Origin of the sequence: Chryseobacterium rhizosphaerae (genome assembly GCF_003385455.1) — a bacterium.
Classification (GTDB): Bacteria; Bacteroidota; Bacteroidia; order Flavobacteriales; family Weeksellaceae; genus Chryseobacterium; species Chryseobacterium rhizosphaerae.
Map to the genome: position 1 here is coordinate 156797 of NZ_QNUF01000001.1, position 23095 is coordinate 179891.

At 36.0% G+C, this 23095-nt stretch carries 24 protein-coding genes; 10 read left to right on the plus strand and 14 right to left on the minus strand.

The window, feature by feature from the left end:
* Nucleotides 1-9: 9 nt before the first annotated feature.
* A complete protein-coding gene (locus DRF57_RS00670; RefSeq protein WP_047488847.1) occupies nucleotides 10-1671 on the minus strand; it encodes an ABC transporter ATP-binding protein in 1662 nt (553 codons plus the stop codon).
* 91 nt (nucleotides 1672-1762) lie between these two features.
* Here DRF57_RS00670 and DRF57_RS00675 point away from each other — a divergent pair, with 91 nt between their 5' ends.
* The 5 genes from DRF57_RS00675 to DRF57_RS00695 all read left to right on the plus strand — a co-directional run bounded on the left by DRF57_RS00675 (nucleotide 1763) and on the right by DRF57_RS00695 (nucleotide 5643).
* On the plus strand, nucleotides 1763-2668 hold the full coding sequence (locus DRF57_RS00675; RefSeq protein WP_115916347.1) for a transcription antitermination protein NusB: 906 nt from the start codon (nucleotides 1763-1765) through the stop codon (nucleotides 2666-2668).
* 1 nt (nucleotide 2669) lies between these two features.
* On the plus strand, nucleotides 2670-3176 hold the full coding sequence (locus DRF57_RS00680) for a DUF1573 domain-containing protein (protein WP_047488854.1): 507 nt from the start codon (nucleotides 2670-2672) through the stop codon (nucleotides 3174-3176).
* A 10-nt stretch (nucleotides 3177-3186) separates the two neighbouring features.
* On the plus strand, nucleotides 3187-3552 hold the full coding sequence (yajC, locus tag DRF57_RS00685) for a preprotein translocase subunit YajC (protein ID WP_047488858.1): 366 nt from the start codon (nucleotides 3187-3189) through the stop codon (nucleotides 3550-3552).
* Nucleotides 3553-3699: 147 nt separating this feature from the next.
* Complete coding sequence (locus DRF57_RS00690; RefSeq protein ID WP_047488861.1) at nucleotides 3700-4434, plus strand: SDR family NAD(P)-dependent oxidoreductase; 735 nt, start codon at nucleotides 3700-3702, stop codon at nucleotides 4432-4434.
* Nucleotides 4435-4797: 363 nt separating this feature from the next.
* A complete protein-coding gene (locus tag DRF57_RS00695; protein ID WP_115916349.1) occupies nucleotides 4798-5643 on the plus strand; it encodes a mechanosensitive ion channel family protein in 846 nt (281 codons plus the stop codon).
* A gap of 49 nt (nucleotides 5644-5692) precedes the next feature.
* Here the strand turns inward: DRF57_RS00695 and DRF57_RS00700 are convergent, their stop codons facing one another.
* The 4 genes from DRF57_RS00700 to ku form a co-directional block, all read right to left on the minus strand.
* A complete protein-coding gene (locus tag DRF57_RS00700) occupies nucleotides 5693-6133 on the minus strand; it encodes a hypothetical protein (protein ID WP_115916351.1) in 441 nt (146 codons plus the stop codon).
* 122 nt (nucleotides 6134-6255) lie between these two features.
* Nucleotides 6256-8136: a DNA ligase D gene (gene ligD, locus DRF57_RS00705; RefSeq protein ID WP_115916353.1), complete on the minus strand. Its 1881-nt coding sequence runs from the start codon at nucleotides 8134-8136 to the stop codon at nucleotides 6256-6258.
* Nucleotides 8137-8207: 71 nt separating this feature from the next.
* Entirely contained in the window at nucleotides 8208-8813 is a 606-nt protein-coding gene (locus DRF57_RS00710; RefSeq protein WP_084085730.1) for a DNA polymerase ligase N-terminal domain-containing protein, read from the minus strand.
* Nucleotides 8813-9598: a non-homologous end joining protein Ku gene (ku, locus tag DRF57_RS00715; RefSeq protein WP_115916355.1), complete on the minus strand. Its 786-nt coding sequence runs from the start codon at nucleotides 9596-9598 to the stop codon at nucleotides 8813-8815. Before ku ends, DRF57_RS00710 begins: the two co-directional genes overlap by 1 nt.
* Before the next feature lie 143 nt (nucleotides 9599-9741).
* Between ku and DRF57_RS00720 the strand changes: the two genes are divergently transcribed.
* Together DRF57_RS00720 and DRF57_RS00725 are read left to right on the plus strand one after the other, a co-directional pair.
* Nucleotides 9742-10311, plus strand: coding sequence for a Crp/Fnr family transcriptional regulator (locus tag DRF57_RS00720; RefSeq protein WP_047488885.1), 570 nt, complete (start codon nucleotides 9742-9744; stop codon nucleotides 10309-10311).
* A gap of 210 nt (nucleotides 10312-10521) precedes the next feature.
* Nucleotides 10522-11796, plus strand: coding sequence for an adenylosuccinate synthase (locus tag DRF57_RS00725; RefSeq protein WP_115916357.1), 1275 nt, complete (start codon nucleotides 10522-10524; stop codon nucleotides 11794-11796).
* A gap of 100 nt (nucleotides 11797-11896) precedes the next feature.
* On the opposite strand, the gene DRF57_RS00730 is transcribed toward DRF57_RS00725, so the two are convergent.
* The 6 genes from DRF57_RS00730 to DRF57_RS00755 all read right to left on the minus strand — a co-directional run bounded on the left by DRF57_RS00730 (nucleotide 11897) and on the right by DRF57_RS00755 (nucleotide 17394).
* Nucleotides 11897-13222 (minus strand): M12 family metallopeptidase, encoded by a 1326-nt coding sequence (locus tag DRF57_RS00730; RefSeq protein WP_115916359.1) that lies wholly within the window; start codon nucleotides 13220-13222, stop codon nucleotides 11897-11899.
* A gap of 500 nt (nucleotides 13223-13722) precedes the next feature.
* Nucleotides 13723-15477 carry an aspartate--tRNA ligase gene (gene aspS, locus DRF57_RS00735; RefSeq protein WP_047488893.1) on the minus strand — a complete coding sequence of 585 codons (1755 nt, stop codon included), beginning with the start codon at nucleotides 15475-15477 and terminating at the stop codon, nucleotides 13723-13725.
* Between the two features lie 134 nt (nucleotides 15478-15611).
* Nucleotides 15612-15971, minus strand: a complete 360-nt coding sequence (locus DRF57_RS00740) for an ankyrin repeat domain-containing protein (RefSeq protein ID WP_084085726.1) — start codon at nucleotides 15969-15971, stop codon at nucleotides 15612-15614.
* 173 nt (nucleotides 15972-16144) lie between these two features.
* Nucleotides 16145-16591: an ankyrin repeat domain-containing protein gene (locus DRF57_RS00745; protein ID WP_084085725.1), complete on the minus strand. Its 447-nt coding sequence runs from the start codon at nucleotides 16589-16591 to the stop codon at nucleotides 16145-16147.
* 12 nt (nucleotides 16592-16603) lie between these two features.
* Nucleotides 16604-16807 carry a helix-turn-helix domain-containing protein gene (locus DRF57_RS00750; RefSeq protein WP_047488898.1) on the minus strand — a complete coding sequence of 68 codons (204 nt, stop codon included), beginning with the start codon at nucleotides 16805-16807 and terminating at the stop codon, nucleotides 16604-16606.
* A 2-nt stretch (nucleotides 16808-16809) separates the two neighbouring features.
* Complete coding sequence (locus tag DRF57_RS00755) at nucleotides 16810-17394, minus strand: DUF2975 domain-containing protein (protein WP_157969864.1); 585 nt, start codon at nucleotides 17392-17394, stop codon at nucleotides 16810-16812.
* A gap of 209 nt (nucleotides 17395-17603) precedes the next feature.
* Between DRF57_RS00755 and DRF57_RS00760 the strand changes: the two genes are divergently transcribed.
* Nucleotides 17604-18998, plus strand: coding sequence for an MATE family efflux transporter (locus DRF57_RS00760; protein ID WP_047488906.1), 1395 nt, complete (start codon nucleotides 17604-17606; stop codon nucleotides 18996-18998).
* Between the two features lie 129 nt (nucleotides 18999-19127).
* On the plus strand, nucleotides 19128-19247 hold the full coding sequence (locus DRF57_RS00765) for a 30S ribosomal protein THX (protein WP_081989009.1): 120 nt from the start codon (nucleotides 19128-19130) through the stop codon (nucleotides 19245-19247).
* 60 nt (nucleotides 19248-19307) lie between these two features.
* On the opposite strand, the gene DRF57_RS00770 is transcribed toward DRF57_RS00765, so the two are convergent.
* The 3 genes from DRF57_RS00770 to DRF57_RS00780 all read right to left on the minus strand — a co-directional run bounded on the left by DRF57_RS00770 (nucleotide 19308) and on the right by DRF57_RS00780 (nucleotide 21819).
* A complete protein-coding gene (locus DRF57_RS00770; protein ID WP_047488909.1) occupies nucleotides 19308-19964 on the minus strand; it encodes a DUF937 domain-containing protein in 657 nt (218 codons plus the stop codon).
* Nucleotides 19965-20047: 83 nt separating this feature from the next.
* The gene (locus DRF57_RS00775; protein ID WP_115916363.1) at nucleotides 20048-21307 is read right to left on the minus strand and encodes a protein O-mannosyl-transferase family; all 1260 of its coding nucleotides are present in this window, start codon (nucleotides 21305-21307) and stop codon (nucleotides 20048-20050) included.
* Between the two features lie 2 nt (nucleotides 21308-21309).
* Complete coding sequence (locus DRF57_RS00780; protein WP_047488918.1) at nucleotides 21310-21819, minus strand: DUF2480 family protein; 510 nt, start codon at nucleotides 21817-21819, stop codon at nucleotides 21310-21312.
* A gap of 159 nt (nucleotides 21820-21978) precedes the next feature.
* On the opposite strand from DRF57_RS00780, the gene lpxB reads away from it, so the two are divergent.
* On the plus strand, nucleotides 21979-23082 hold the full coding sequence (gene lpxB, locus DRF57_RS00785; protein ID WP_084085884.1) for a lipid-A-disaccharide synthase: 1104 nt from the start codon (nucleotides 21979-21981) through the stop codon (nucleotides 23080-23082).
* Nucleotides 23083-23095 lie beyond the last annotated feature (13 nt).

A 23095-nucleotide genomic window follows, 5' to 3' on the forward strand; every position in this document is an offset into this window, starting at 1 on the left:
ACGAAACGGCTAAGCGGTTACAGAATTGGCAATTTCCGTGAGGTTGATGATTTTGTCTGCTTTTTGAGCGCTAGACTCTCTGTGTGTGATAATTATGGAAGTAGCATTGCCTATTTTTTTATCAATATTTTCAAGAATATTCTGCTCGGTCTCTGTATCCAAAGCCGATAAAGAATCGTCAAAAATAATGATATTTGGGTCCTTAATTAAAGCTCTGGCAATACAAATTCTTTGCTTTTGACCTCCCGAAAGCATGACTCCACGTTCACCCACCAGTGTTTTATATTGGTCTTTAAACTCGACAATATTTTTGTGAACATCGGCAATCTGAGCATATTCTACCACTTTTTCGTGAGAGGGATGATCTATAGCAAAACCAATGTTGTTTTCGATAGAATCAGAGAATAAATAGCTTTCCTGAGGAATGTATCCTATAAAATCTCTGTAGTTGCTGAGATTGTGTTCTTTAAGGTTTTTACCGTCAATAAGAATCTCACCTTCTGTAGGATCTATCAGCCTGCAGAGAAGAAGGGCTATGGTAGATTTTCCACTTCCTGTTTTCCCCATAATAGCTAAGGATTCTCCAGCATTAATGGTGAAACTCAGGTTGTCCAGTGCTTTGATTCCCGTATTTGGATATACATAAGAAACATTTCTAAACTCAATACTGCCCTGGATGGGATAATTTTCAAAATTTGAATTTACAATTTCAGATTTCTTATCCATAAATTCATTAATCCTCTGCATAGAAGCTTCAGCTCTCTGGTTCACCGAAGTAACCCAGCCAACCATGGAGAATGGAAAAATTAAGGTATTGATGTACATGAAGAAATCGGCAATTTTCCCTATACTTAATTCTCCTGCAATGTATTTTTCACCACCAATCCAGATAACGGCAACATTCAGTAATCCGATTACAAATAAAATAATAGTAAAGAAATAGGCTTCAGTTTTGGCAAGATCCAAAGCTTTGTTCTGGTAATCTGTTACCTTGATTCCGTAATTGTTTTTGATGTATTTTTCTCTTGCAAAAAACTTTACCACACGGATTCCTGAAAAGCTATCCTGAACAAAAGTTGAAATAGCAGACTGGCTTTTCTGCATCACTTTAGACTTTTTATTGATAATGGAACTTACCTTATAGATAGCATAAGATAGTATCGGAAGCGGCAACAATGTCCATAAAGTCATCGAAGCATCTGTTTTCACCATATAAATAGAAGTGATGACAACCAGGACAATGAGGTTAGCTACATACATGACACCAGGTCCTAGATACATCCTTACGGCTACAACATCTTCACTTAACCGGTTCATTAAATCTCCGATGGTGGTTTGTTTATAATCCGTCAAAGATAAATCCTGATAATGTCGGTAGATTTTATTTTTAAGTTCATATTCAATTCTTCTGGAAGCAACAATAATTGTCTGCCTCATCATGAAGGTGAAAAATCCAGTCAATAGGGAACACCCCACAATGATAGCAACATAAATAAGAACCTGGTTATTGAAGCCAAGATTCCCGTTTTTAGTGAGTTCATCTACGGATTTACCTACAAACTGAACTTTATAAATATTAAAAAAGTTACTGGCAATGATAAATAGTACTCCCCAAAACAATAGTATTTTGTGTTTCCAAAAATAAGGGTTTAAGGTTTTTAGAGCTTTCATATAGTTTTACAAAATTACGAAAATGTCATCACACTACGAATTTCATCAATTTTAAATTTTGTATCTTTGCAGGCATAAAAAAGCTCTTTGAATGTTAGGAAGACGACAAATCCGTGAAAAATTAGTACAAACAGTGTATTCGTACTATCAAAATCCTGTAAAGTTTGATGTTTTAGAGAAAAACATGTTCGCTGGAATAGAGAAAATCTATCATCTTTACATCTATCAGCTGAATTTTTTGGTGGCACTAAAAGATTTGGCAGAGCATCAGATCGAAATCGGGAAAAATAAGTATCTGAAGACAGATGCTGATATTAACCCTAACCAAAAATTCATCAACAATCAAGTATTAAAGAAGCTGGAAGAAAATCCTGAGAGATTATTTTTCACAGGCCAGCACAAGCAGTTGAAATGGGATATGCACGATGATTTGTTGGTAAAGACTTTCCAAAGAATTACAGCAGGAAAACGTTATCAGGATTTTATGAAAGAAGATGGATATTCTTTTGATGCTGATCAGAAGTTTATCGGTAAATTATTCCTTAGATATATCGCAGAAAACGATGATTTTCATGATTATTTAGGAGATAAAGAACTTTCTTGGTATGATGATATTCATATTGCCAATTCAATGGTTCAGAAAACCATCGGTTTCCTGAGAGAAGATGAAGAAAGCAGAACTTTAATTAAGATGATTAAAGATGAAGAAGATAAAAGTTTCGCTTCTAAATTATTGAGAGATACTCTGAATAACTGGGAAAATAACGAGAAAAAGCTGGAAGAGAGACTTGAAAACTGGGATTTGGAGAGAGTTTCTTTAATGGATAAAGTTATTTTGTCAACCGCAATTTCGGAGCTGGATAATTTTGCGTTTACGCCTTCAAGAGTGATTATTAACGAATATATTGAAATTGCAAAAGTATTTGCGACAGACCGTTCCAATATTTTTGTTAATGGTATTTTAGATAAATATTGTAAAGATCAAAATAGAATATAAAATGAAAAAGACGTTATCAATTATCGCCTTATCTATCATAGGCCTGGGATTAGTTTCTTGTAAAAAAGAAAACAAAGAAGTTCAAAGTGCTGAAACAGTAGCTGTTGATTCTACAGCTATAACAACTCCGGCAACGGCAGATTCTACAGCAACTCCTGCAACAGGTGAAGCTGCTGCTCCTGCTTCTAATGAACCTTCTACTTCTATCGCTTTATCTGAAAGCAACTTCGATTTTGGAAAAATCAAAAAAGGAGATAAAGTAGAACACGTTTACGAAGTAACTAACACTGGGAAAAATCCATTGGTTATTTCTGAAGTTAAGCCTGGATGCGGATGTACAGCTCCTGACTTCACAAAAGAACCTATCATGCCAGGTAAAAAAGGGAAGATTACATTACATTTCGACTCTTCAAACTTCGATGGAAACGTTCAGAAGTATGCAGATGTTTTTGCAAATGTAGAGAAAGCTCCAATCAAATTAACGTTCACTGCGAACATCCAACCATAATTAAAAAAATATGTTGACATTATTTTTACAGGCACAACCACAAGGATCTTCATCTATGATGCTGATCATGATGGGGGTGATGTTTGTAGGGTTTTATTTCTTAATGATAAGACCTCAGATGAGAAAACAAAAACAGGAGAAGAATTTCCAGGAAAATCTAAAAGTAGGAACAAGAGTTGTGCTTACTTCAGGACTTCACGGAAGAATTGCTCAGGTTCAGGATGACGGTTTTGTTATCGAAACATTATCAGGAAAACTGAAATTCGAAAAAGCGGCTATCTCAAGAGAAATGACAGAAACCCGTTTCGGAGATAAAGCAAAAGCTGCTGATAAAACAGCAGACAAAAAAGAAATAGAAACTGAAGAAAAGAAATAATTCGGTTTGAAAATATGCAGAATCGGCGGGTGAACGAAGTTCACCCGCCGATTCTCTTTTATAGAATATACTAAGCCATCTATAACACATAATAGTTATTTGGCAACCATTCATTTTCATTTTGAAAAAAGAAATTATCTTTGCCAAATGGATCAAAACGCAAATAAAACTGTTCTTATTTTAGGAGCCAATTCAGATGTCGCGAAACAATGCATCAAGCAATATATTGAAAAAGGACTTTCTGTAATTGCGGCTTCCAGAAATACCCGATCTCTGGAAGATTTTATCTCTGAGAATAATTTGGATCAAACTAAAATTGCCGTTTTATCTTTTGATGCCGCAGATTTTAATTCCCATCAGAAATTTTACGATCAACTTCCTGTAAAACCTCATATAGTAGTTTATGCTGCCGGTTTCCTGGTAGATAATGAAAGAGCATTAGCTGACTTTAGCGGGGCTAAACAAATGATGGAGGTCAATTATATGGGAGCCGTTTCCATTCTCAGCATTATTGCAATGGATCAAAGCAATAAACACCTGGAAAGAATAGTAGGACTCTCTTCATTATCCGGTGTAAGAGGAAGAAAAAGCAATTTTGTATATGGAAGTACAAAAGCTGCCTTTACTCAGTATCTGGCGGGTTTAAGACAGGAATTGGCTTCCAGAAAAATCATTGTCAATGCATTGGTCATTGGATATATCAGAACAAAAATTAATGACGGATTACAGCTTAATGAGTCCTTGATTATGGAGCCTGATTATGTGGCAGGATATATTGTCAATGCCGGAAATTCCTTTACTATTGTTCCAAATTTTAAATGGAAAATGATTTATCATATTCTCAGACTTCTGCCGGAAGGTTTAGTCGCTAAATTGCCGTAATGTTTTGAATATTAGCATTCAAAACGGTCCGTGTAATGAATGTATTTATTATTTTTCCTGTCTGTTATGTATAATAATAAGAACCTTATTTCTTTAAAAGGGGAGTTCGGTATCCTCTTTGCTATTATAAAACCCAAAATTATTTCTTCGTACCAAGATTCAATTTTTGAAATGATCATTGAGTAAGCCAAACCATTCTGTTTCGCAATCAATTTATATTCATGGATAATACTTTTTCTTTAGCTCGAAAGGGCTAGGGCCTGTTTCTTTTTGGAAACCGGATGATGTTATACTCATTTTCATTTTAAATCTTGTACAGAAGCCTATAACGGATATATAAATACTAAAATAAGCAGCAGACAAATGAACGATTTAGAATTAAACAACATTCAGCAACACTGGGATTCTTTACTATCTTCAGCCATTTCATGGACACCAAGAATTATCACAGCAGTAATTTCTGCAATACTGATCTACCTGATTGGTTCATGGATGATAAGAATGATTAAAAAGCTGGTTGCAAAAGCGTTTAAAAAACGTAATATGGAAGCTTCTTTACAGCTTTTCCTTTTAAATATTATTAATTGGGGACTTAATATTCTTCTTTTTATAGTGGTTGTTACCCAATTGGGAGTACAGACCTCAGCTTTTGTGGCGATGATTGGTGCAGCCGGTTTGGCAGTAGGTCTGGCATTACAGGGATCACTAACCAATTTTGCAGGTGGAATTCTTATTTTACTGTTAAAACCATTTAAAATAGGAGACTTTATTTCTACCAATTCCGGTGTTTCAGGAACCGTTGAGGCTATTGATATTTTTCATACCAAGCTGATTACCCCACAAAACCAATTAATTGTTATCCCGAATGGGGTAGTTTCCAATAACAGCATTACTAATTTTACCCAATTAGGATCCCGAAGAACTTCTTTGGATATAGGAGTAGCGTATGATGCAGATCTTAAACAGACCAAAGAAATATTAATGAAGGTGATCAATAACAACCAATATGCCTTTACAGAACCTGCCCCACAGGTAATGGTGACAGAACTTGGTGACAGTGCTGTAAACTTATCTGTAAGAGTGACCACCTCTAATGAGAATTTCTGGAAAATGAATGAGGAACTGATTATCAACTGTAAAGAAGCTCTTGATAAGGCAGGAATAGGAATCCCTTTTCCACAGAGAGATATTCATGTTTACAATAAATAAAAGGCATAAAATCTTAAAAAAAACCTGCATTGCTAACAATGCAGGTTTTTTATTTTTTCTTTGACTTTGCTTTATGTTTCAAAAAGCTAAGAATCTCGGCATATTGATCAGTTTCTTCTTCACTGATAACGTAGATAAAGGGAGTTCCTATTTCAACTTGAATCAAAATAATGTTACCAGAAACTTCATAAGTGATTTTTTTCCAAATACTTCTTACATCATACTGTTCACCTTTGATATAAAAGTTTTCCTCATCAAAATATAATTCTGTGACAGGATGATATCCTTTTAATTCATCAATATGCTTATTTATCTTAGTAGAGTAGGTTATCTTTTGATAATAAAAGTTAATAAGATAAAAAATACAGGTAAGGCCTAAAAATACAATAACAAATTGTAAGAAGTTGTATCTGGTTTTATTGCCCAGAAGGCTATCAAAAATGAAAATGATAAATAATACATAAAAGAAGTTTCGTAAAATAGTAGGCATTTTCTTTTTCCATGAATAGTAGAAATACGTCCAAAGTTATTTACGAATAATCTTCTCATTAAAATTTACTTGAATTCTAAGAGTGTTTTCCATGATTATAGTTTTCGGCAAAAATATCAAAATTATTCAATATTCTGCATAGTATCCAAAGCCTTTATCATATCAATACCCTTAGCCAGAACCGGTTTAAACAAATCTCCTTTTTCCTTTATCCTATCCAGGGCATTATCAATATTAAAATCAGTAGGTTTCAATCCCGGTTTGAGCTCATTCCATTCCAATGGCATGGAGACAGATGCTCCTTGTTTGGGTCTTATGCTATAGGCACTGGCCAAAGTCTGTCCGGTTCTGTTTTGAAGATAATCCAGATAGATTTTTTTGTTATCCCTTTTTTGAAGGCTCCTTTCTAAAGTGGTTATCTTTGGGAGCTTTTCATTGACCTGTTTCATGAGAATATGAGCGAAATCTTTTACCTGGTCGAATTCATATTTTCCACCCATCGGAATATAAATGTGAATCCCTGTACTCCCTGAAGTTTTGCAATAGCCTTTTACTGTAATAGATTGTAAGACTTCATTCACCTGAAGTGCGGTCTCAATAACCTCATCAAATGTGTTCTTTGATGACGGGTCGAGATCCAAAACCAGATAATCCGGATGCTCAAGATCCGGCAGAGAGCTATTCCATGGATTGAAATCAATACACCCTAAATTATTAAGATATGCCAACGTTGCCTGATTATTACAGTAGATATAATCAATGTATTTATCATTAGATTCCGAGTATACCTTTGTTGTTTTGATCCAGTCAGGGATATGATCTCCGGCGTCTTTCTGATAAAAGCCCTGTTCTTCTATTCCGTTGGGAAAACGGTTGAGAGACAAAGGTCTGTTTTTCAGGTAAGGTAAAATATAGTCTGCGACAGATTGATAATAAGAGATTACATCCCCTTTGGTAATACCATCTTTTGGAAAATATACTTTATCCTGATGAGTGAGCTTTACATGATGCTTATTCAGTATGAGTTCAGTTTCTTTTTCGGAAGTTTCCTTTTTTCTGGAAGTGGTTTTTGTTTTCATTCCTTTAGATTTTTCGTTTTGACTGTTCTTCAGCAGACTTTTAATTTCTTCAGGTTCTTTATCCTCACGAATGATGATAAAAACCGGATGCCGGAAAATTCCGTCTTTAGTAATCTCAGAATATTTGATTTCACACACCAGTTCAGGTGTAATCCATGTTACGGGCATATTCGTTTTGGGAATTATTTCAAAAGGTGAAATCCTGACTGTTAATTTTTGAAGTTTTTTGTAAAGTTCCTGCAATGAATTTTTATTGAATCCTGTTCCTGTATGGCCGCAATAGGTGAGTTTTTGATCAATATACTTCCCTAAAATCAGGGCTCCAAAACCCTGGCGTGAGCCTCTTGGTTCAGTGAAACCACAAATAATAGCTTCATCCGTATTGGTGAATTTTATTTTAAGCCAGTCACTGGTTCTTTGATTTTCGATATATGGGCTGTCAGCCCGTTTGGCAATCATTCCCTCCAGTTTCATTTTTTTCATTTGGTTAAAAAACGCAATACCTTTTTCAGGAATATGATCACAATAGACAATGGTTTCAGTTTCAACCAGCGCTTCTTTTAAAAGCTCTTTTCGCTGAATAAGGGGCAGTTCCTCTGTGGAGTGGCCATTTAGCCACAGAATGTCGAAAACCTGATAAACAAGACTTAGACTGGGAGTATCACCAATTTGCTGTAAAAGCTGAAAACTGGGTTTTCCCTTGTGGTCATATGCTACAATTTCCCCATCCAGGATCATGTGATGCTTTTGTCTTGCGAAATCACGCGTTACCCTTTCAAATTTTGATAAGAATGAAATTCCGTTTCTGGAGTAGAATAGGGGTTCTTTATGGCGGAGGTCGGCGATTGCTCTGTAGCCATCCCATTTTATTTCAAAAACCCAGTCTTTATCATTAAAAGCATTTTCCGAAAGCTTCGCCAGCATAGGTTTTATAAAGGTTGTAAGCTTTTTTTCGTTGGTTAAAGAATTAAAGCTTTTGAAAGGTTTCCCTGAAGTTATAACTTCTTTTTTGCGTTTATTTTCAGGCTTTTTTTTTCCTCTAAAAATTGGGTGACTAAAGATTTTGAGGAGGTATTTTCCTCAGCGTCATATGGGCTTTCTGCAAATTCATCTTTATGTTTAATCAGCAACCATGCATTGTTTTCAGCATTTTTCATTTTAACCAAAGCAAACTCGCCTTTCAGCTTTGTACCATGTAAGATAAACTTTAATGATCCGGAATGCAGTTCTTTCAACAGTTCCTTTTCGTCAGAAAGTGCAGTACTTTCATCCAACGGTTCATAGGTTCCGCTGTCCCATACTTCTACCTGCCCGGCGCCATAGTTTCCTTCAGGAATATTTCCTTCAAAATCTTTGTAATCATAAGGATGATCCTCTACCATCATTGCCAGGCGTTTATCCTGCGGATCTAATGACGGCCCTTTGGGTATAGCCCAGCTTTTCAAAACTCCTTCCATCTCCAGTCGGAAGTCATAATGAAGCCTTGATGCTGCATGCCTCTGAATGACAAAAATCAATTTATTTTTGCTCTTTTTTGTTTTACCCTTAGGTTCACTGGTTTCATCGAACTTCCGTTTTTTTTGATAATCTTTGAGAGCCATTATGATGCAGATTTAGATTTAGAATTACTCAGGCTGGCTTTTAGCTGGGCCATAAGGTCAATCACTTTGCCTTCTTTAGCAGGTTGGGCTTTTTGAGCTTTTATATTCTTACCTTTCGCCTTCTGTTTGATAATCTTCATAAGGTCTGCAGAATATGTGTCTTTATACATGGCAGGATCAAAATCTTGTGAAAGTTGCTTGATAAGACTTACCGCCATTTTTAGTTCTGCCGGTTTCGGTGCTTTAAGTGCCGGAATTTTTAAATCCGAATAACTTCTTATCTCCTGATCGAATCTCAGGCGATTCAAAACTAAGATATTATCATGGTATGGGCGTATCATTCCGATTGTTTCACTTTCGCGGAGTACGAAAGTACCTATTCCGACCATTTTTGTTTCTTCAAGTGCTTTTAATAAAAGCCTGTAGGCATTTTCACCGTTTTTCTGAGGCTCCAGATAATAAGGAGTCTCAAAATAGACACTGTCTACTTCCCCTTCCTTTACAAACTGATCAATAGAAAGTATTTTTGTTTTTTCAGGACTTGCCGCTTCATAATCCTCTTCATCCAGAACGATGTATTGGTCATCCATGAGATAACCTTTGACAATATTTTCCCATTTGACTTCTTTTCCCGTATTCTCGTTCACTCTTTTAAACCGGATATTGGAAAAATCAGATTTATCGAGCATATCAAGGTCCAATTTACTGGTTTCCGTGGCAGAGTAAATCTTAACGGGAATGTTTACTAAACCGAATCCAATGGCACCATTCCAAATTGCTTTCATTGTCTTACGTTTTTAAAAATCAAGCAATTAACATGCCGTTGGAGGCTTGTGTGGTATGTGTTTGTACGCTTTTTGTCAAATGGCAATTGTTTTACAGATATAGTTTTATACCTTTATGTTTTCCAATTTGTGGGCAAATAATCATGGATGAACTTTTTAATTACATCAAAAAATTTGGGGTACTGAGTGATCAGGAAGAATTACTCATCTCTCAGGGAATCCAGGAGATTAGTGTAAAGAAGGGAGACAGTTTTGTAGAAGCAGGAAAAGTAAGTAAAAAGATTGCTTTTGTGAAGGAAGGCGTTTTCAGATCTTTGTATTATAATAAGCAGGGAGATGACTTTACGCGATATTTTATCTATGAAGGAAGGTTTATCGGAGACTTTCAGGGTTTTACAGATCAGGTATCTTCTCATGAATACATTGAAGCTGTAACCGATGCGGTACTGCTTGTTATTGATTGGGATCATTTCAAGATTCTGGAAAAAGAAATTGCCATATGGCCTGTCTTATTTGCCAGAATTCATGTCTTTGTAGCAGAAAATAAGCTTAAAGTAGCGAGTATCATGCTGAACCAGGATGCTAAAGCCCGCTATATTCATTTTTTAAACCATTATCCCGGCCTTGCTAACAGGGTTCCTCAATCTATGCTGGCTTCCTATCTTGGGATTACGCCATCTTCCCTAAGCAGGATCAGAAGAAATATCTTATAGTATTTAAACAGACAATACCAATTTCCATAAGAGGCAGAGCATATTCTGTTTCCTAAAATGATCAATCCATTCAAACTTTACCAAAGTTTAAGGGTCAGACTGTCAATCTGGTACATTGTACGTTGCATAATGTAAAACCCCATGCTTTTTGCCAAATGACAATGGTCCTCACGTCTGGCTGGCCTAATTTTGCAGCATAAAATTAAAAATATGGATATTGTATTAGGATTACAGTGGGGGGATGAAGGAAAAGGAAAGTTTATTGACCTTATCAGTGAAAACTATGATATTACAGCGCGTTTTAATGGAGGTTCCAATGCTGGACACAGTATACAAAGAAATGGAAAAAGAATCACGCTTAAAATGATTCCTTCGGGAATCTTTATGAAAACAGTACAGAATGTCATTGGAACAGGAACGGTTCTCGATCCTGTAAGTTTTAAAAAAGAAATACTGAATCTTCAGGTGTTTGATGAAACCATACAGCCGGAGAAAAATATTATTATTTCCAGAAAAGCTCATCTGGTGTTACCCACTCATAAGTTTTTGGATATTTTTATGGAGGAAAGTCCGGATTATACTACAATTGGAACCACCAAAAATGGGATTGCACAGGCTTATTCCAATAAAATACTGAGACAAAACCTTAGGGTAGGGGATCTGTTTTCATCAGATTTTCAAACAAGGGTAGTGCCTATTTTGAGGAGAGACTATAAAATGCTTACAGACGGTGGGATGGTTTTACCTTCCTTTGAGGAGATGAGCAACGAGTTTTTTGAAGCGGTAGATTTTCTTAAGAGGTTCAACTGTACAGAAACTGAAATCTATTTGAATACCGCTTTAAATGAAGGGAAAAATATATTGGCCGAAGGATCTCAGGCGGCCATGCTGGATATCGATCATGGTACTTATCCATACGTAACCTCTTCGTCTACTACGGCGGCGGGAGCCTGTAGCGGATTAGGTATTTCACCGAAAAAAATGGGTGAGATCTACGGGATTGCAAAAGCCTATTGTACCAGGGTTGGAAACGGAATGTTTCCTACAGAGCTTTTTGATGAATTGGGGGAAGAGATCAGGATAAAAGGAAACGAATTCGGCTCTAATACGGGAAGACCACGCAGAATTGGATGGTTGGATTTACCTGCCTTACAATACGCTGTTATGATCAATGGAGTTACCCAATTGGTATTGACGAAAGCTGATGTCTTAAGTGGATTGAAATCAGTAGCTATCTGTACACACTATGAACTGGAAGACGGAAAAATAGAAAAGATTTCCGCCGTGCTTCCGGATAATGCAAAACCGGTACTGAAGTGGATGGAAGGATGGAACGCCGATTTTTCCAATATGGAAGGCAACTCCGAATTGCCTCAAGAATTACAAGATTTCCTGACGTTTTTGGAGGCAGAGCTGGGTATTCCTGTAGCTTACCTTTCTATAGGCCCAGGAAGAGAGCAGATTTTGAAATTAAGCAGTAAATAGTTAAGGCAAGTAGGTTTACCGGTCAGTTTATATAAAACAGAGGAGGTTAGGAAATTTATTTCCTAACCTCCTTACGTCTGGAAGAATGAAAAAGTTTAAGTTAATTGACCTTTGTAAGTTTAAAACGTTGCTTTGTATACGGCTGAACCGTTGTATCCGTACTACCGATTACAATAGGCGTAAGATTAGTTGTCAAACCATCTTTTACCTCTAATCGTAAGGATGGTGCATTTTTAGGGGCGAACCCAAAGCCATTATTTCCCAGATTGAACAATAACCATTTCTGAGAATCTGTATTAGAATTGGTTCTTAATTCTACAGCTGTTCCATTCAGTGTTCCGCTATTTTTTACGGTTAATACCTTTGTAGGATCCACTGAAGATTTGATGATATAATAACCATGATCTGACTTGGTGAACGTAAATTTCTGATTATTTCCTGTAGAGGCTGAGTTCAGAATAATATTAACTCCATCTGTAATGGTACTTCCGGAAATATCTAAATTTTTATCACTTGCTAAAGATGTTGTCAGCGTATAAGTTCCATTGATTGCAGAAGTGGCATTAACAGGTCCATACAAATGGTTAATTCCAGCATAATCACCAGCAGACAATGCTGTTCTTTGCTTGGTAAAAGTAGAACCGTCCAGTTTAGTCATTACAGGTTTGCTTGTATCAATAGCAAAGTCTGTGGACTGATACATCATTACTGACCCGAAATCAAATTCGCCATTTCCTGCGTAATCATTGTAAAGGTTGAAGTTATGTCGGCTTCCTTCTATTGCCCTGTTAACATCTACAATAATATATTGATCTCTGTCCGGACGGCATTGTTCATGCATGATTCCCATAGAGTGCATCACTTCGTGAGCAATAATTGCAGGATAGGTAATATTATAAATTTTAATACCATTAACTGTGTTTTTTCCCCATCCAAGTGGAGAACTGTTTGTACTAGTAGAATAAGTAAAGGTGATATATTCAGTTTGATTGGTACGTTGAATAAATTGAACACTGGTTTGAGAGGAAATCATTTCAAACGCTTTGTTAATATTTGTAAGAAACGTATTATAATTCTGGGTACTCAGGCTTCCCTGGCTAGGTAATGTATAGTATACTGTTGCATTTGGCCATGTCTTAATAAAGGAGCTGACAATTGTACTTTTCTCCATTGTTGACAATTCAGAATTGGCCTGCATCTTTAATTTGTTAAATTGTTCGGAGGTAATAGTAATATCATCTGCATAAAAATATTCACCATTTATTTCATTGACATAAGTATAATTCCCATTAATTGATAATTTGTGAATCGTTGTGCCATTGAGCTTCGATGTTGTATGATCAATTGAAGCGTTTTCGGTATCTGACCTACATGAATTCATTGCCAAAACAAGGCATCCTGATAAGACTAATAATTTGCTTTTCATATAATATTAAATATTGGTTTTATTGATAAATTTTTCCAAATACGAACAGCGGGCTCATCAGCATACGGAACATAGTACAGAGGCAAATTAATTCCTAAGTTTGATCTTAATTATCATTCAGCTGTGTTTTGTAAATATAATAACAAAAGCTGTATTTATATATAACATAATATAATGGTTGTTTTACTGCTTACTTTGCTTTGTTTATGTATTTATTTCGTTTAAATATTGATTGTTTGTTTAAATTTTCCTATTAAATCGTGAATTAAGTTATTTCATGGGTAGTTGATATAAGATTAATATGATCCTATATTATGAGAAAGTTCGTTTTATTCTGGTAAACTCAAAAGTATGTGAAAATCCATCTTATAGACAGTAGAGTAGTACCACGCCCGAATAGTTGCTTTTAAAAAGAATGATATCGGCAAATGAGGAGCTAGACTGGACGTTTCAGTAATTTTGGGTAAAAAAAAAGCGGAGAAAAAATCTCCGCTTTATATTTATGCTTTTAAATTCAATTGAAGTTCTAGTTCATCAAGCTGTGCATCAGCAATGGAAGCCGGTGCATCGATCATCACATCTCGCCCTGAATTATTCTTAGGGAATGCAATATAATCTCTGATGACCTCATTGCCATCCAGGATAGCTACTAAACGGTCAAATCCAAAAGCTAAACCACCATGTGGAGGTGCTCCGTATTTGAATGCGTTCATTAGGAATCCAAACTGAGCTTCAGCTTCTTCTTTTGTGAATCCTAACAGGTCAAACATTTTTGACTGTAAATCTCTATCAAAAATTCTGATAGATCCACCACCGATTTCATTTCCGTTCAATACCATATCATAAGCGTTAGCTCTTGCTTTACCCGGATCAGTTTCCAATAAGTGGATATCTTCCGGTTTTGGAGAAGTAAACGGATGGTGCATTGCATGGAATCTTTCAGTGTCTTCATCCCATTCCAACAGAGGGAAGTCAACTACCCAAAGAGGAGCAAATACATTTCCTTTTCTCAACCCTAAACGGTTTCCAAGTTCCATTCTTAAAGCAGAAAGCTGCGCTCTTACTTTATTCTCATTTCCGGAAAGAATTAACATTAAATCTCCTTCCTTCGCTCCGAATTTTTCAATGATCTTCGCAAGGTCTTCTTCATTGTAGAATTTGTTGACAGATGAGGTCTTCACACCATCATTCTGGAATTTTGCCCATACCATTCCTGAGGCACCCACCTGTGGACGTTTTACCCAGTCTACAAGCTCGTCAATCTGTTTTCTCGTATAGTCTGCACATCCTTCTACATTAATCCCTACAACCAGTTCAGCTTCATCAAATATTTTGAAATCTTTTCCTTTTACCAGTTCATTAAGTTCTACAAACTCCATCCCGAAACGGATATCCGGTTTGTCGTTTCCATATTTTTTCATCGCATCTGCGAAAGTCATTCTTGGGAAATTTCCAAATTCCTGACCTGTAATATCTTTTAAAAGAGTTTTAGTCATTCCTTCAAAAACATTCATGACATCTTCCTGCTCTACGAAAGCCATTTCGCAGTCTATCTGTGTAAATTCAGGTTGTCTGTCCGCTCTTAAATCCTCATCACGGAAACATTTTACAATCTGGAAATACTTATCCATTCCACCTACCATCAAAAGCTGTTTGAAAGTCTGTGGAGACTGTGGTAATGCATAAAACTGCCCAGGATTCATTCTGCTGGGAACCACAAAGTCTCGGGCTCCTTCCGGTGTAGACTTGATCAAAACAGGAGTTTCTACTTCAATAAAACCTTCATCAGATAAATAATTTCTTACTTTCTGTGCCATTTTGTGACGGAAGATCAGCTTTTCTTTTACCGGATTTCTTCTGATATCAAGGTAACGGTATTTCATTCTCAGCTCTTCTCCACCATCTGTTTCATCTTCAATAGTAAAAGGTGGAAGTTGTGAATTATTAAGAACAGTCAGTGTTTCTACTAAAAGTTCAATTTCCCCCGTTGGAATATTGGGGTTTTTACTTACTCTTTCAATGACTTTTCCGGAAACCTGAATTACAAATTCACGGCCTAATTTCTTAGCTTCTTCCATTAGCTGTGCTGAAGAGCGATCCTGGTCAAAAACCAACTGAGTAATTCCGTAACGATCTCGAAGATCTATCCAAATCATAAATCCTTTATCACGGATAGTCTGTACCCATCCTGATAGTGTAACTTGTTCATTCAGATTTTTTAGAGATAGTTCTCCATTGGTGTGTGATCGAAACATAATTATTTGTTTAAAGTTCAATGTTTAAGGTTCCTATCCGAACCTTGTTTTTTTCGATGGCAAAGATAAGGTTTTTACAGGTTTTATAAACAAAAAAACTTCCTTTCGGAAGTCTTGTATATTTTTAATGAATTTTAGTTTTTAACTGCTCCATGCTCTATCAGGAGTTTTGCAGTATCTTCACTTTTTCCTATTTCTGCTAATTCCAACGGAGTCTTGTCTTTACATTTCTTATTAATATTTGCTTTGTTGTCCAGTAGAAACTTGACAAGAGTTTTGCTTCCATATAATGAACTGAATCCAAGTGGGGTATATGCTTCCTGGCCAATTGTAAAACATTTATTGTAATCTCCGGGAGCAAACTGTTTTTTAAAGGCAGCTATATTGTCAGAATTGATTGCTCTCATTTTCGCTTGGGAAAGTTGCTGTGCAGAAAGCATACCTGCAGATAATGATATTCCAAATAGAAAGAGTGTAGAGATTATTTTTTTCATAAGAACTATTTTTAAGAATATACAAATCTAACTAAATTTTATTATCAATTGCTAAGTTTTGTTAATAATTGTACTGGTTTATCTAGGGTATTGGTTCGAAAATAATAATAAAAATTATCTAAAAACCTTTCTTTATTGTCATTTGAAAATGTCGAATAAAAAGAATTGCATTATTATTCCAAAAGCTTAACAGCCTCTGGCTTTTCATATTTCTTGGCATAGTCCAAGGCAGTATACCCTTTTTCAGTCTTAGTATCTTTTTTAGCACCGTTTATTAAAAGTTTTTTCAGCAGCTCTGTATTGCCATACTTGGCAGCAAACATTAAAGGTGTCTTTCCATCACATGCTTTTTCTATATCGGCTTTTTCATCAATCAGCTTTTGAAACACCTCTTTACTGTTCATTTTAATGGTTAATCCTAACAAGGTGTAGGCATTGTTTTCTATCTGATAGCATGTGTTGATATTCTCTTTATTGACCAGTGTGGGAAAGTAGGCTGTATTATCATACTTCAACATTTGTTTATGCTCGTGGGTGAGTTCCTGAGCAGAGATAAACAGTACAGTGCACAGTCCGAAGACCAGACTGAGCATTTTCTTAGGGATTGAAGATAATTTCATGGTTTTTTATTTTTAAGGTTTAAATTCTAGTATATCACCTGGCTGGCAGTCTAAAGCAGTGCATATTGCTTCCAAAGTAGAAACTTTTATGGCCTTGGCTTTTCCATTTTTCAAAATGGAGAGGTTAGCCTGAGTTATTCCTATTTTTTCAGCTAACTCCTGAGATTGCATTTTTCGTTTAGCAAGCATTACATCTATATTGATAATAATAGGCATAGTTATATTGTTAAGTCGGTTTGTGTCTGGAGTTCATATCCTTTTTTGAAGAACTCGATAATGAATATAATGATGATACCTGTAGCAAGGTGAAGCAGGATAAACATAGGATCAATGCTGTATACTGACTGATCTATGAAATATAAAACGATTGAGTAAATCGGTATGAATATGATGTTGAGGAAGGCAAATTTTCTTAAATACCTGATGGTTTCTTTATTAAAAATGATATCCGTACTCATTCCTTTAAAAATCCTGAACAAATAAAAAGTAAACAGGCTGTAGAACCCAAGAAAAAATAATATTGAAGTGAATGTAGAGAACGTAAAATTTCCTTTAATAACAGCTTCAGAAAATGGTATACTGAACTGGAATGCAAGAGCATTGGATACAGTGTTGTCTACTTCGTTATTAAAATTTCCGGTTTTAAAAATATCAGAGAAAAAAAGTGTTTCCTGATGAAGGTTGGTGTAGGCAACAATAAATCCAAAGATGAGATAACCTAAGTACAGCAATTGACCCATACAGCCAATCAGTAATATTTTGCTTAAAATTGTAGAGATAGATTTTTCGCCAATTAATTTCATGGTGTTCATTTTATTGTTGTAAATATATAAATATTTATTGATTTACGATAAAAAATTATTGTAATTTTATTTTTGAATGAGTTGTTAGCTCAATAAAGCTCAATTCTGCCCGGAACAGAGCAAAGATTTGTCATCTCTATAAAACTTTCCATATGCTAAGTCTTAATTGTTTTTGAATTGATATTTTTGTCAGGTAAACCAAAAATAGAATGACAAAATATATCAATTTCATAAAAAGAGCCCTAAGCGGAGAAGAAGTAGATTATACTAAAGTGGGTATAAGAAGTGCTGTGCTTTTTTTAGCAATACCTATGATGTTGGAAATGGCAATGGAATCGGTATTCGCTTTAGTGGATCTCTATTTTGTCGGACATTTGAAAGAGAGTGGTTTTGCCATTCAGACAGTGGGCCTTACAGAATCTGTACTTTCTGTAATGTATTCTATTGCTATCGGAATGAGTATGGCTGCCACAGCATTGGTAGCGAGAAGAATTGGAGAAAAGAATCCGGAGCAGGCTTCCAGAAGTGCTGCACAGGTTGTATTGGTTTCATTTGTTATCACGTTTGTCTTGAGTTTACTGGGAGTTGTCTACGCAGAGGAAATTTTAATCCTGATGGGGTCAAAACCCGAAGCGGCAGCTTATGGTAAAGATTTTACAAGAATTATGATGGGAAGCAGTACAGTGATTATGCTCTTATTTTTAATTAACGGAATCTTCAGAGGAGCGGGAAATGCTATGATTGCAATGAAAAGTTTATGGATCGCCAATATTGCCAACATCATCCTTTGCCCCATCTTAATTAAAGGATTAGGGCCGGTTCCGGCAATGGGGCTTACTGGGGCAGCATTGGCCACAACCATAGGACGAAGTATTGGAGTGCTGTATCAGCTTTATCATCTTTTGATTGCGGATACCCAGATCAGGATTAGAATGGATTACTTTAAACCGGATTTTGAATCTATCAAATCTATTATAAAAATTGCAACCCCTGGAATTTTTCAATTTGTGATTGCTTCATGCAGCTGGATTTTTCTTGCGGAGCTGGTAGCTACCACAGGTGGAGAAAATGCTTCCGCCGGTTATCAGACCGCACTGAGACTGATGATGTTTTTTATGCTTCCGGCGTGGGGATTAAGTAATGCCGCCTCCACCTTGGTAGGGCAAAATATGGGTGCTAATGAAATGCTGAGAGCAGAGCAGGCGGTCATGAAAACGGTGAAGTATAATGTGATTTTTATGTTAGCTGTCAGTCTGATATTCCTTTTTATGGGTAATTTTTTGGTAAGTTTCTTTACTCAGGAAACCGAGATCATGAATTTTGCAAAGAATGCCCTGCATATTATGAGTATAGGATTTATTTTTTATGGAATAGGTATGGTGATGATCAATGCCTTTAATGGAGCCGGAGATACCTGGACACCTACATGGGTCAATCTTTTTGGGTTCTGGCTGTTTCAGATTCCTTTGGCTTATTTTCTTGCAAAGCATTTTGGAATGGGACCTAAAGGTGTTTTTATTTCAATCCCGGCAGCAGAAACTCTTATTACCATCGTAGCCTTTATTTTATTTAAAAGAGGAAAATGGAAAAACGTTAAAGTGTAACAAAGACTAAGGCAGAACTATTGTACTCTTACCTAAAATCCATCCTGTTTTAGCAGTTTTTAACACTGTAATTGATTGGATTTTAATAGTATATTCCCTATATTCGTAGAACAACAAACATTTAATACTATGGGAAAAGGAGACAAAAAATCTAGAAGAGGTAAAATTAATTCAGGAAGTTATGGGAAAAAGAGACCTAGGAAAGCTTCAAGATCTATTGTAGCCTCTGAAGAAAAAACTAAGAAATAGTATAAGTAAAAAAGACCGAAGAATTAATCTCCGGTCTTTTTTTATAACAAATTAAACTAATTATTTTCCAAAAATATTTCCAAGGATACCTCCCAGGCCTCCTTGCTGTTGTTGAGTATTACCTCCACCACCAAGTACACTTCCCAGTATATCATTCAGTGGATTTCCTGATGATTGTGATTGCCCACCATTACCAAGTACGCTGCCAAGAATGTCATTTAAAGGACTTGATTGCTGAGCCTGTGCCTGGCTGGATGCGTTTCCAAGGATTCCTCCCAGAAGATCACCTAGGCCTCCGGCACCTACATTGTTTTGCTGTTTTTGTTGGCCAATATATCCCATTACTACAGGAGCTAGCATGGCCAGGATTGGTCCCAGTTTATCTATTGAAATTCCTGTATTTTGGGAAAGCTGGTTTTCTACAGTGCTTTTTTGTCCTCCGAAAATGTGATCAAGAATAGAGCCTCCTTCAGCCTGCCTTGCTTCAACTTGTGATGCATCATTTAAAATACTGCCATTATGATCTTTATCTAAAGCGCTGTTTAAAGCTTCTGCTTCTTTAGCATCCTGAGATTTATTTCTTAAGTAAGAAATGATAAGAGGTGTGGCTACTGCCAATAAGGCGATGACCTGATTTTTGCTGATTCCAAATTTGTTTTCAGCCTGTTCAGCAACCTGGTTGCTGGTGTTCCCTGTAAGTAGGTCGATTAAGCTCATTTTTTGTGTTTGTTTAAAGTATTAACTATCTCAAAGTTATCAAAAAATATGGTTCATAAAATGCCTTCAGGTCATAATTATTGTTAAAGTTTTCTGATCTCTTTTTCAGTAAATCCTTTGCTTTTTAGGAGCTCAATATATATTTCTGCCTCTTCGGTCATCCAGAAGATAAGATCGGGGGCTACTTTCTTGTCTATTGTGAATTCCAAAATCCCCACATTGTTATTCATCCATGGATACATATAATATTCCAGTCCGCCCTTGTATTTTTTATAATTACCAAAATCCTGTCCTTTTTCAGTTGATGAAACAATTTGAAGGGATAGCACGTAGAAAAGAGGAATGAAAATACATACCCATGACCATTTTTTTATCCACGGATATTGTACCTGAGATAGTCCATAGCCTATAGATAAAGCAAAAATCATATTGAAAGGGATAAAGAAAACATAGTTATCTGTAACAGCATAGAATGTTGCAAAACCATATACACATAACGAAGCGGTAAAGAAAACAAAAAACATTTTCTTATTTGTCCGGTATAAAAAATAGATCCCGGCAATCCCTAAAAGTGTAAAGACATTAAAATTGTAAATGATATAGACTACAGATTTAACGAGGTCCTGAAGGTATTGTACAAATGTTTTTTTGAATGAATTGGAAAGCCATTCTCCTCGTTCAGAAAAATAAGGAGAGCTCAAAGATAACCCCTGGGAAACATTAAGAACGCTAATGGACCCGAAGATCAGTAAAAAAATCAATAAAGAGGAGTAGACATACTTAGTTTCTTTTCTGAAATAATACAGAAATAAAATAAAAGCTGGAATCAGCAGAATATTCTGAATATGTACCCAAAGACTGATGGCAAAAAAGAATCCGGCTAAAGGAATGTGTAGCTTCTTTTGCTCTGCAAAACTTTTGACCAGGGAAAAAAAGAAAAGGCTTAGCCATAGTGAATTATAGGTATAAACCTCTACAATTTCTGCATTTTTCCAAAACGTAAAACTAAATCCAAAAATAAATGCTGCTGCAACAGAAGCCCATTCTAGCTTTGTAATACTTTTTACGGTAAGATAGATTACGGAAACAGTAAGGGCACCAGACGTGATAATTAAAAACCGACTGGCTTCAATAGCATTGATTCCTGTAATATTCTTGATAAAAATAGCGGTGTTAACATACAGAAAATGAGTAGTGGCTGTAGCCGTTGTCTCAAAATCTCCCTGTTCTACGGGAAGTACAAAACCGATAGCGTCAGCGAAAGGAATTCTTGTAAAACTGCCGAGATAGTAAATAAGTAAGAAAATAAAAAATATAAAACCTGCAGATATATATTTATTCATTCCTAGTTCTTTATGATAGGGACATTAGAGCATGCTTCTCCGAACATCAGCGACTTTACAAGTGGCTTTAGCTGTTCTACCAGTTCGATGTAGGCATTTTCCGGAATTTCTTTATCTGAGCATCCTTTTACTAAAACTCTTTTCCCTCTCATCTCTTCAAAATCATAAGTCTGAATAGCATTGTGCATCAAAATAACTTCCAGATCCTCACGGTTTCCGAAAACTATTTTTTTAGCAACCTCCGTAAGCTTGGCTGTCAATACAAAATAAGCCCAAAGAGGAATAATGGTATCCACAGAATTATAGATGTAAATATAAGCATCCTTGTATTCATCAACGTTGATGAGCTCCACTTTTTCACGGAAATCTTTTTCTTTCAGAATCATTTCCTGAAAAAGAAAGTCTTTAAGGTCAATACCCTTTCTCTGCCCTTTTGGAAGCAACGTACTAAGGTCAAAATTTACAAGGCCGCTTTCCGCAACTTTATTTCGGATTTCAAATTCTTCTGACATTTTTATCATTATCTTTGAACAAATTTACAAATTAAGATCAATATATATTTTAATTTGTTCTCTATCCTTACCATAGAGACCGCCCATGATTCATAATGATCCGATAATGGTAGGTTTACAGTGGGTATTAAAAAACAAATAATAAAGATTTCGGAAGAAATGAAATATTACATTATTGCAGGAGAAGCTTCCGGTGATCTGCATGGGAGCAATTTAATGAAAGCTTTAAAACAAAAAGATCCGAATGCGGAATTTCGGTTTTGGGGCGGAGATCTTATGGAAGCTCAGGGAGGAACACTGGTTAAGCATTACCGTGACCTGGCTTTTATGGGATTCCTGGAGGTTGTTATGAACTTAAGGACCATCCTAAATAATATTGCATTCTGCAAAGAAGATATCAGAAAAAACAGACCGGATGTTTTAATATTGGTAGACTATCCCGGTTTCAATTTAAGAATTGCCAGATTTGCCAAGGAGTTGGGAATCAAAGTAGTTTACTATATTTCTCCACAGCTTTGGGCATGGAAGGAAGGACGTGTGGAAACCATTAAAAAATATGTGGATGAAATGATGGTTATACTTCCGTTTGAAGAAGATTTTTACAGAAAACATGGTGTTCATTCCCATTTTGTAGGACATCCTTTGCTTGATGCTATTTCGGATCTTAAAGAAATCAGTACAGAGCAGTTTAAGAAGGAAAACGGATTGAATGACAAAGAAATTATAGCCCTTCTGCCGGGTTCCAGAAAACAGGAGGTGGAAAAAATGCTTGAAATAATGCTTTCGGTAAGGCCTCATTTCAAAAACTACCAGTTTGTGATCGCCGGGGCACCCAGTCTTCCGAAAGAATTTTATCAAAAATATGTGGATGACAATGTTCATTTTGTCTCCAACAGAACTTATGATGTATTGAGATGTTCAAAAGCAGCTCTTGTGACTTCCGGAACGGCTACTCTGGAAACCGCCCTGTTGAATATCCCTGAAGTAGTCTGCTACCGAGGCAGTACAATTTCGTATGCAATCGCCAAAAGATTAGTGAAAAATATCAATTACATTTCTTTAGTCAATCTGATTATGGACAGAGAAGTGGTGAAAGAACTGATTCAAAATGATCTGAACACTAAAAATCTGGTAGATGAGCTTGCCAAAATTTTAGAAGGAGAAAAAAGAGAACAGGTACTGAAAGAGTATAGCCTTCTAAGAGAAAAGCTGGGAGGTAAAGGGGCTAGTGACCATGCGGCTGAGGTGATTTTGAAGGTCTGAAATTTATTTAATT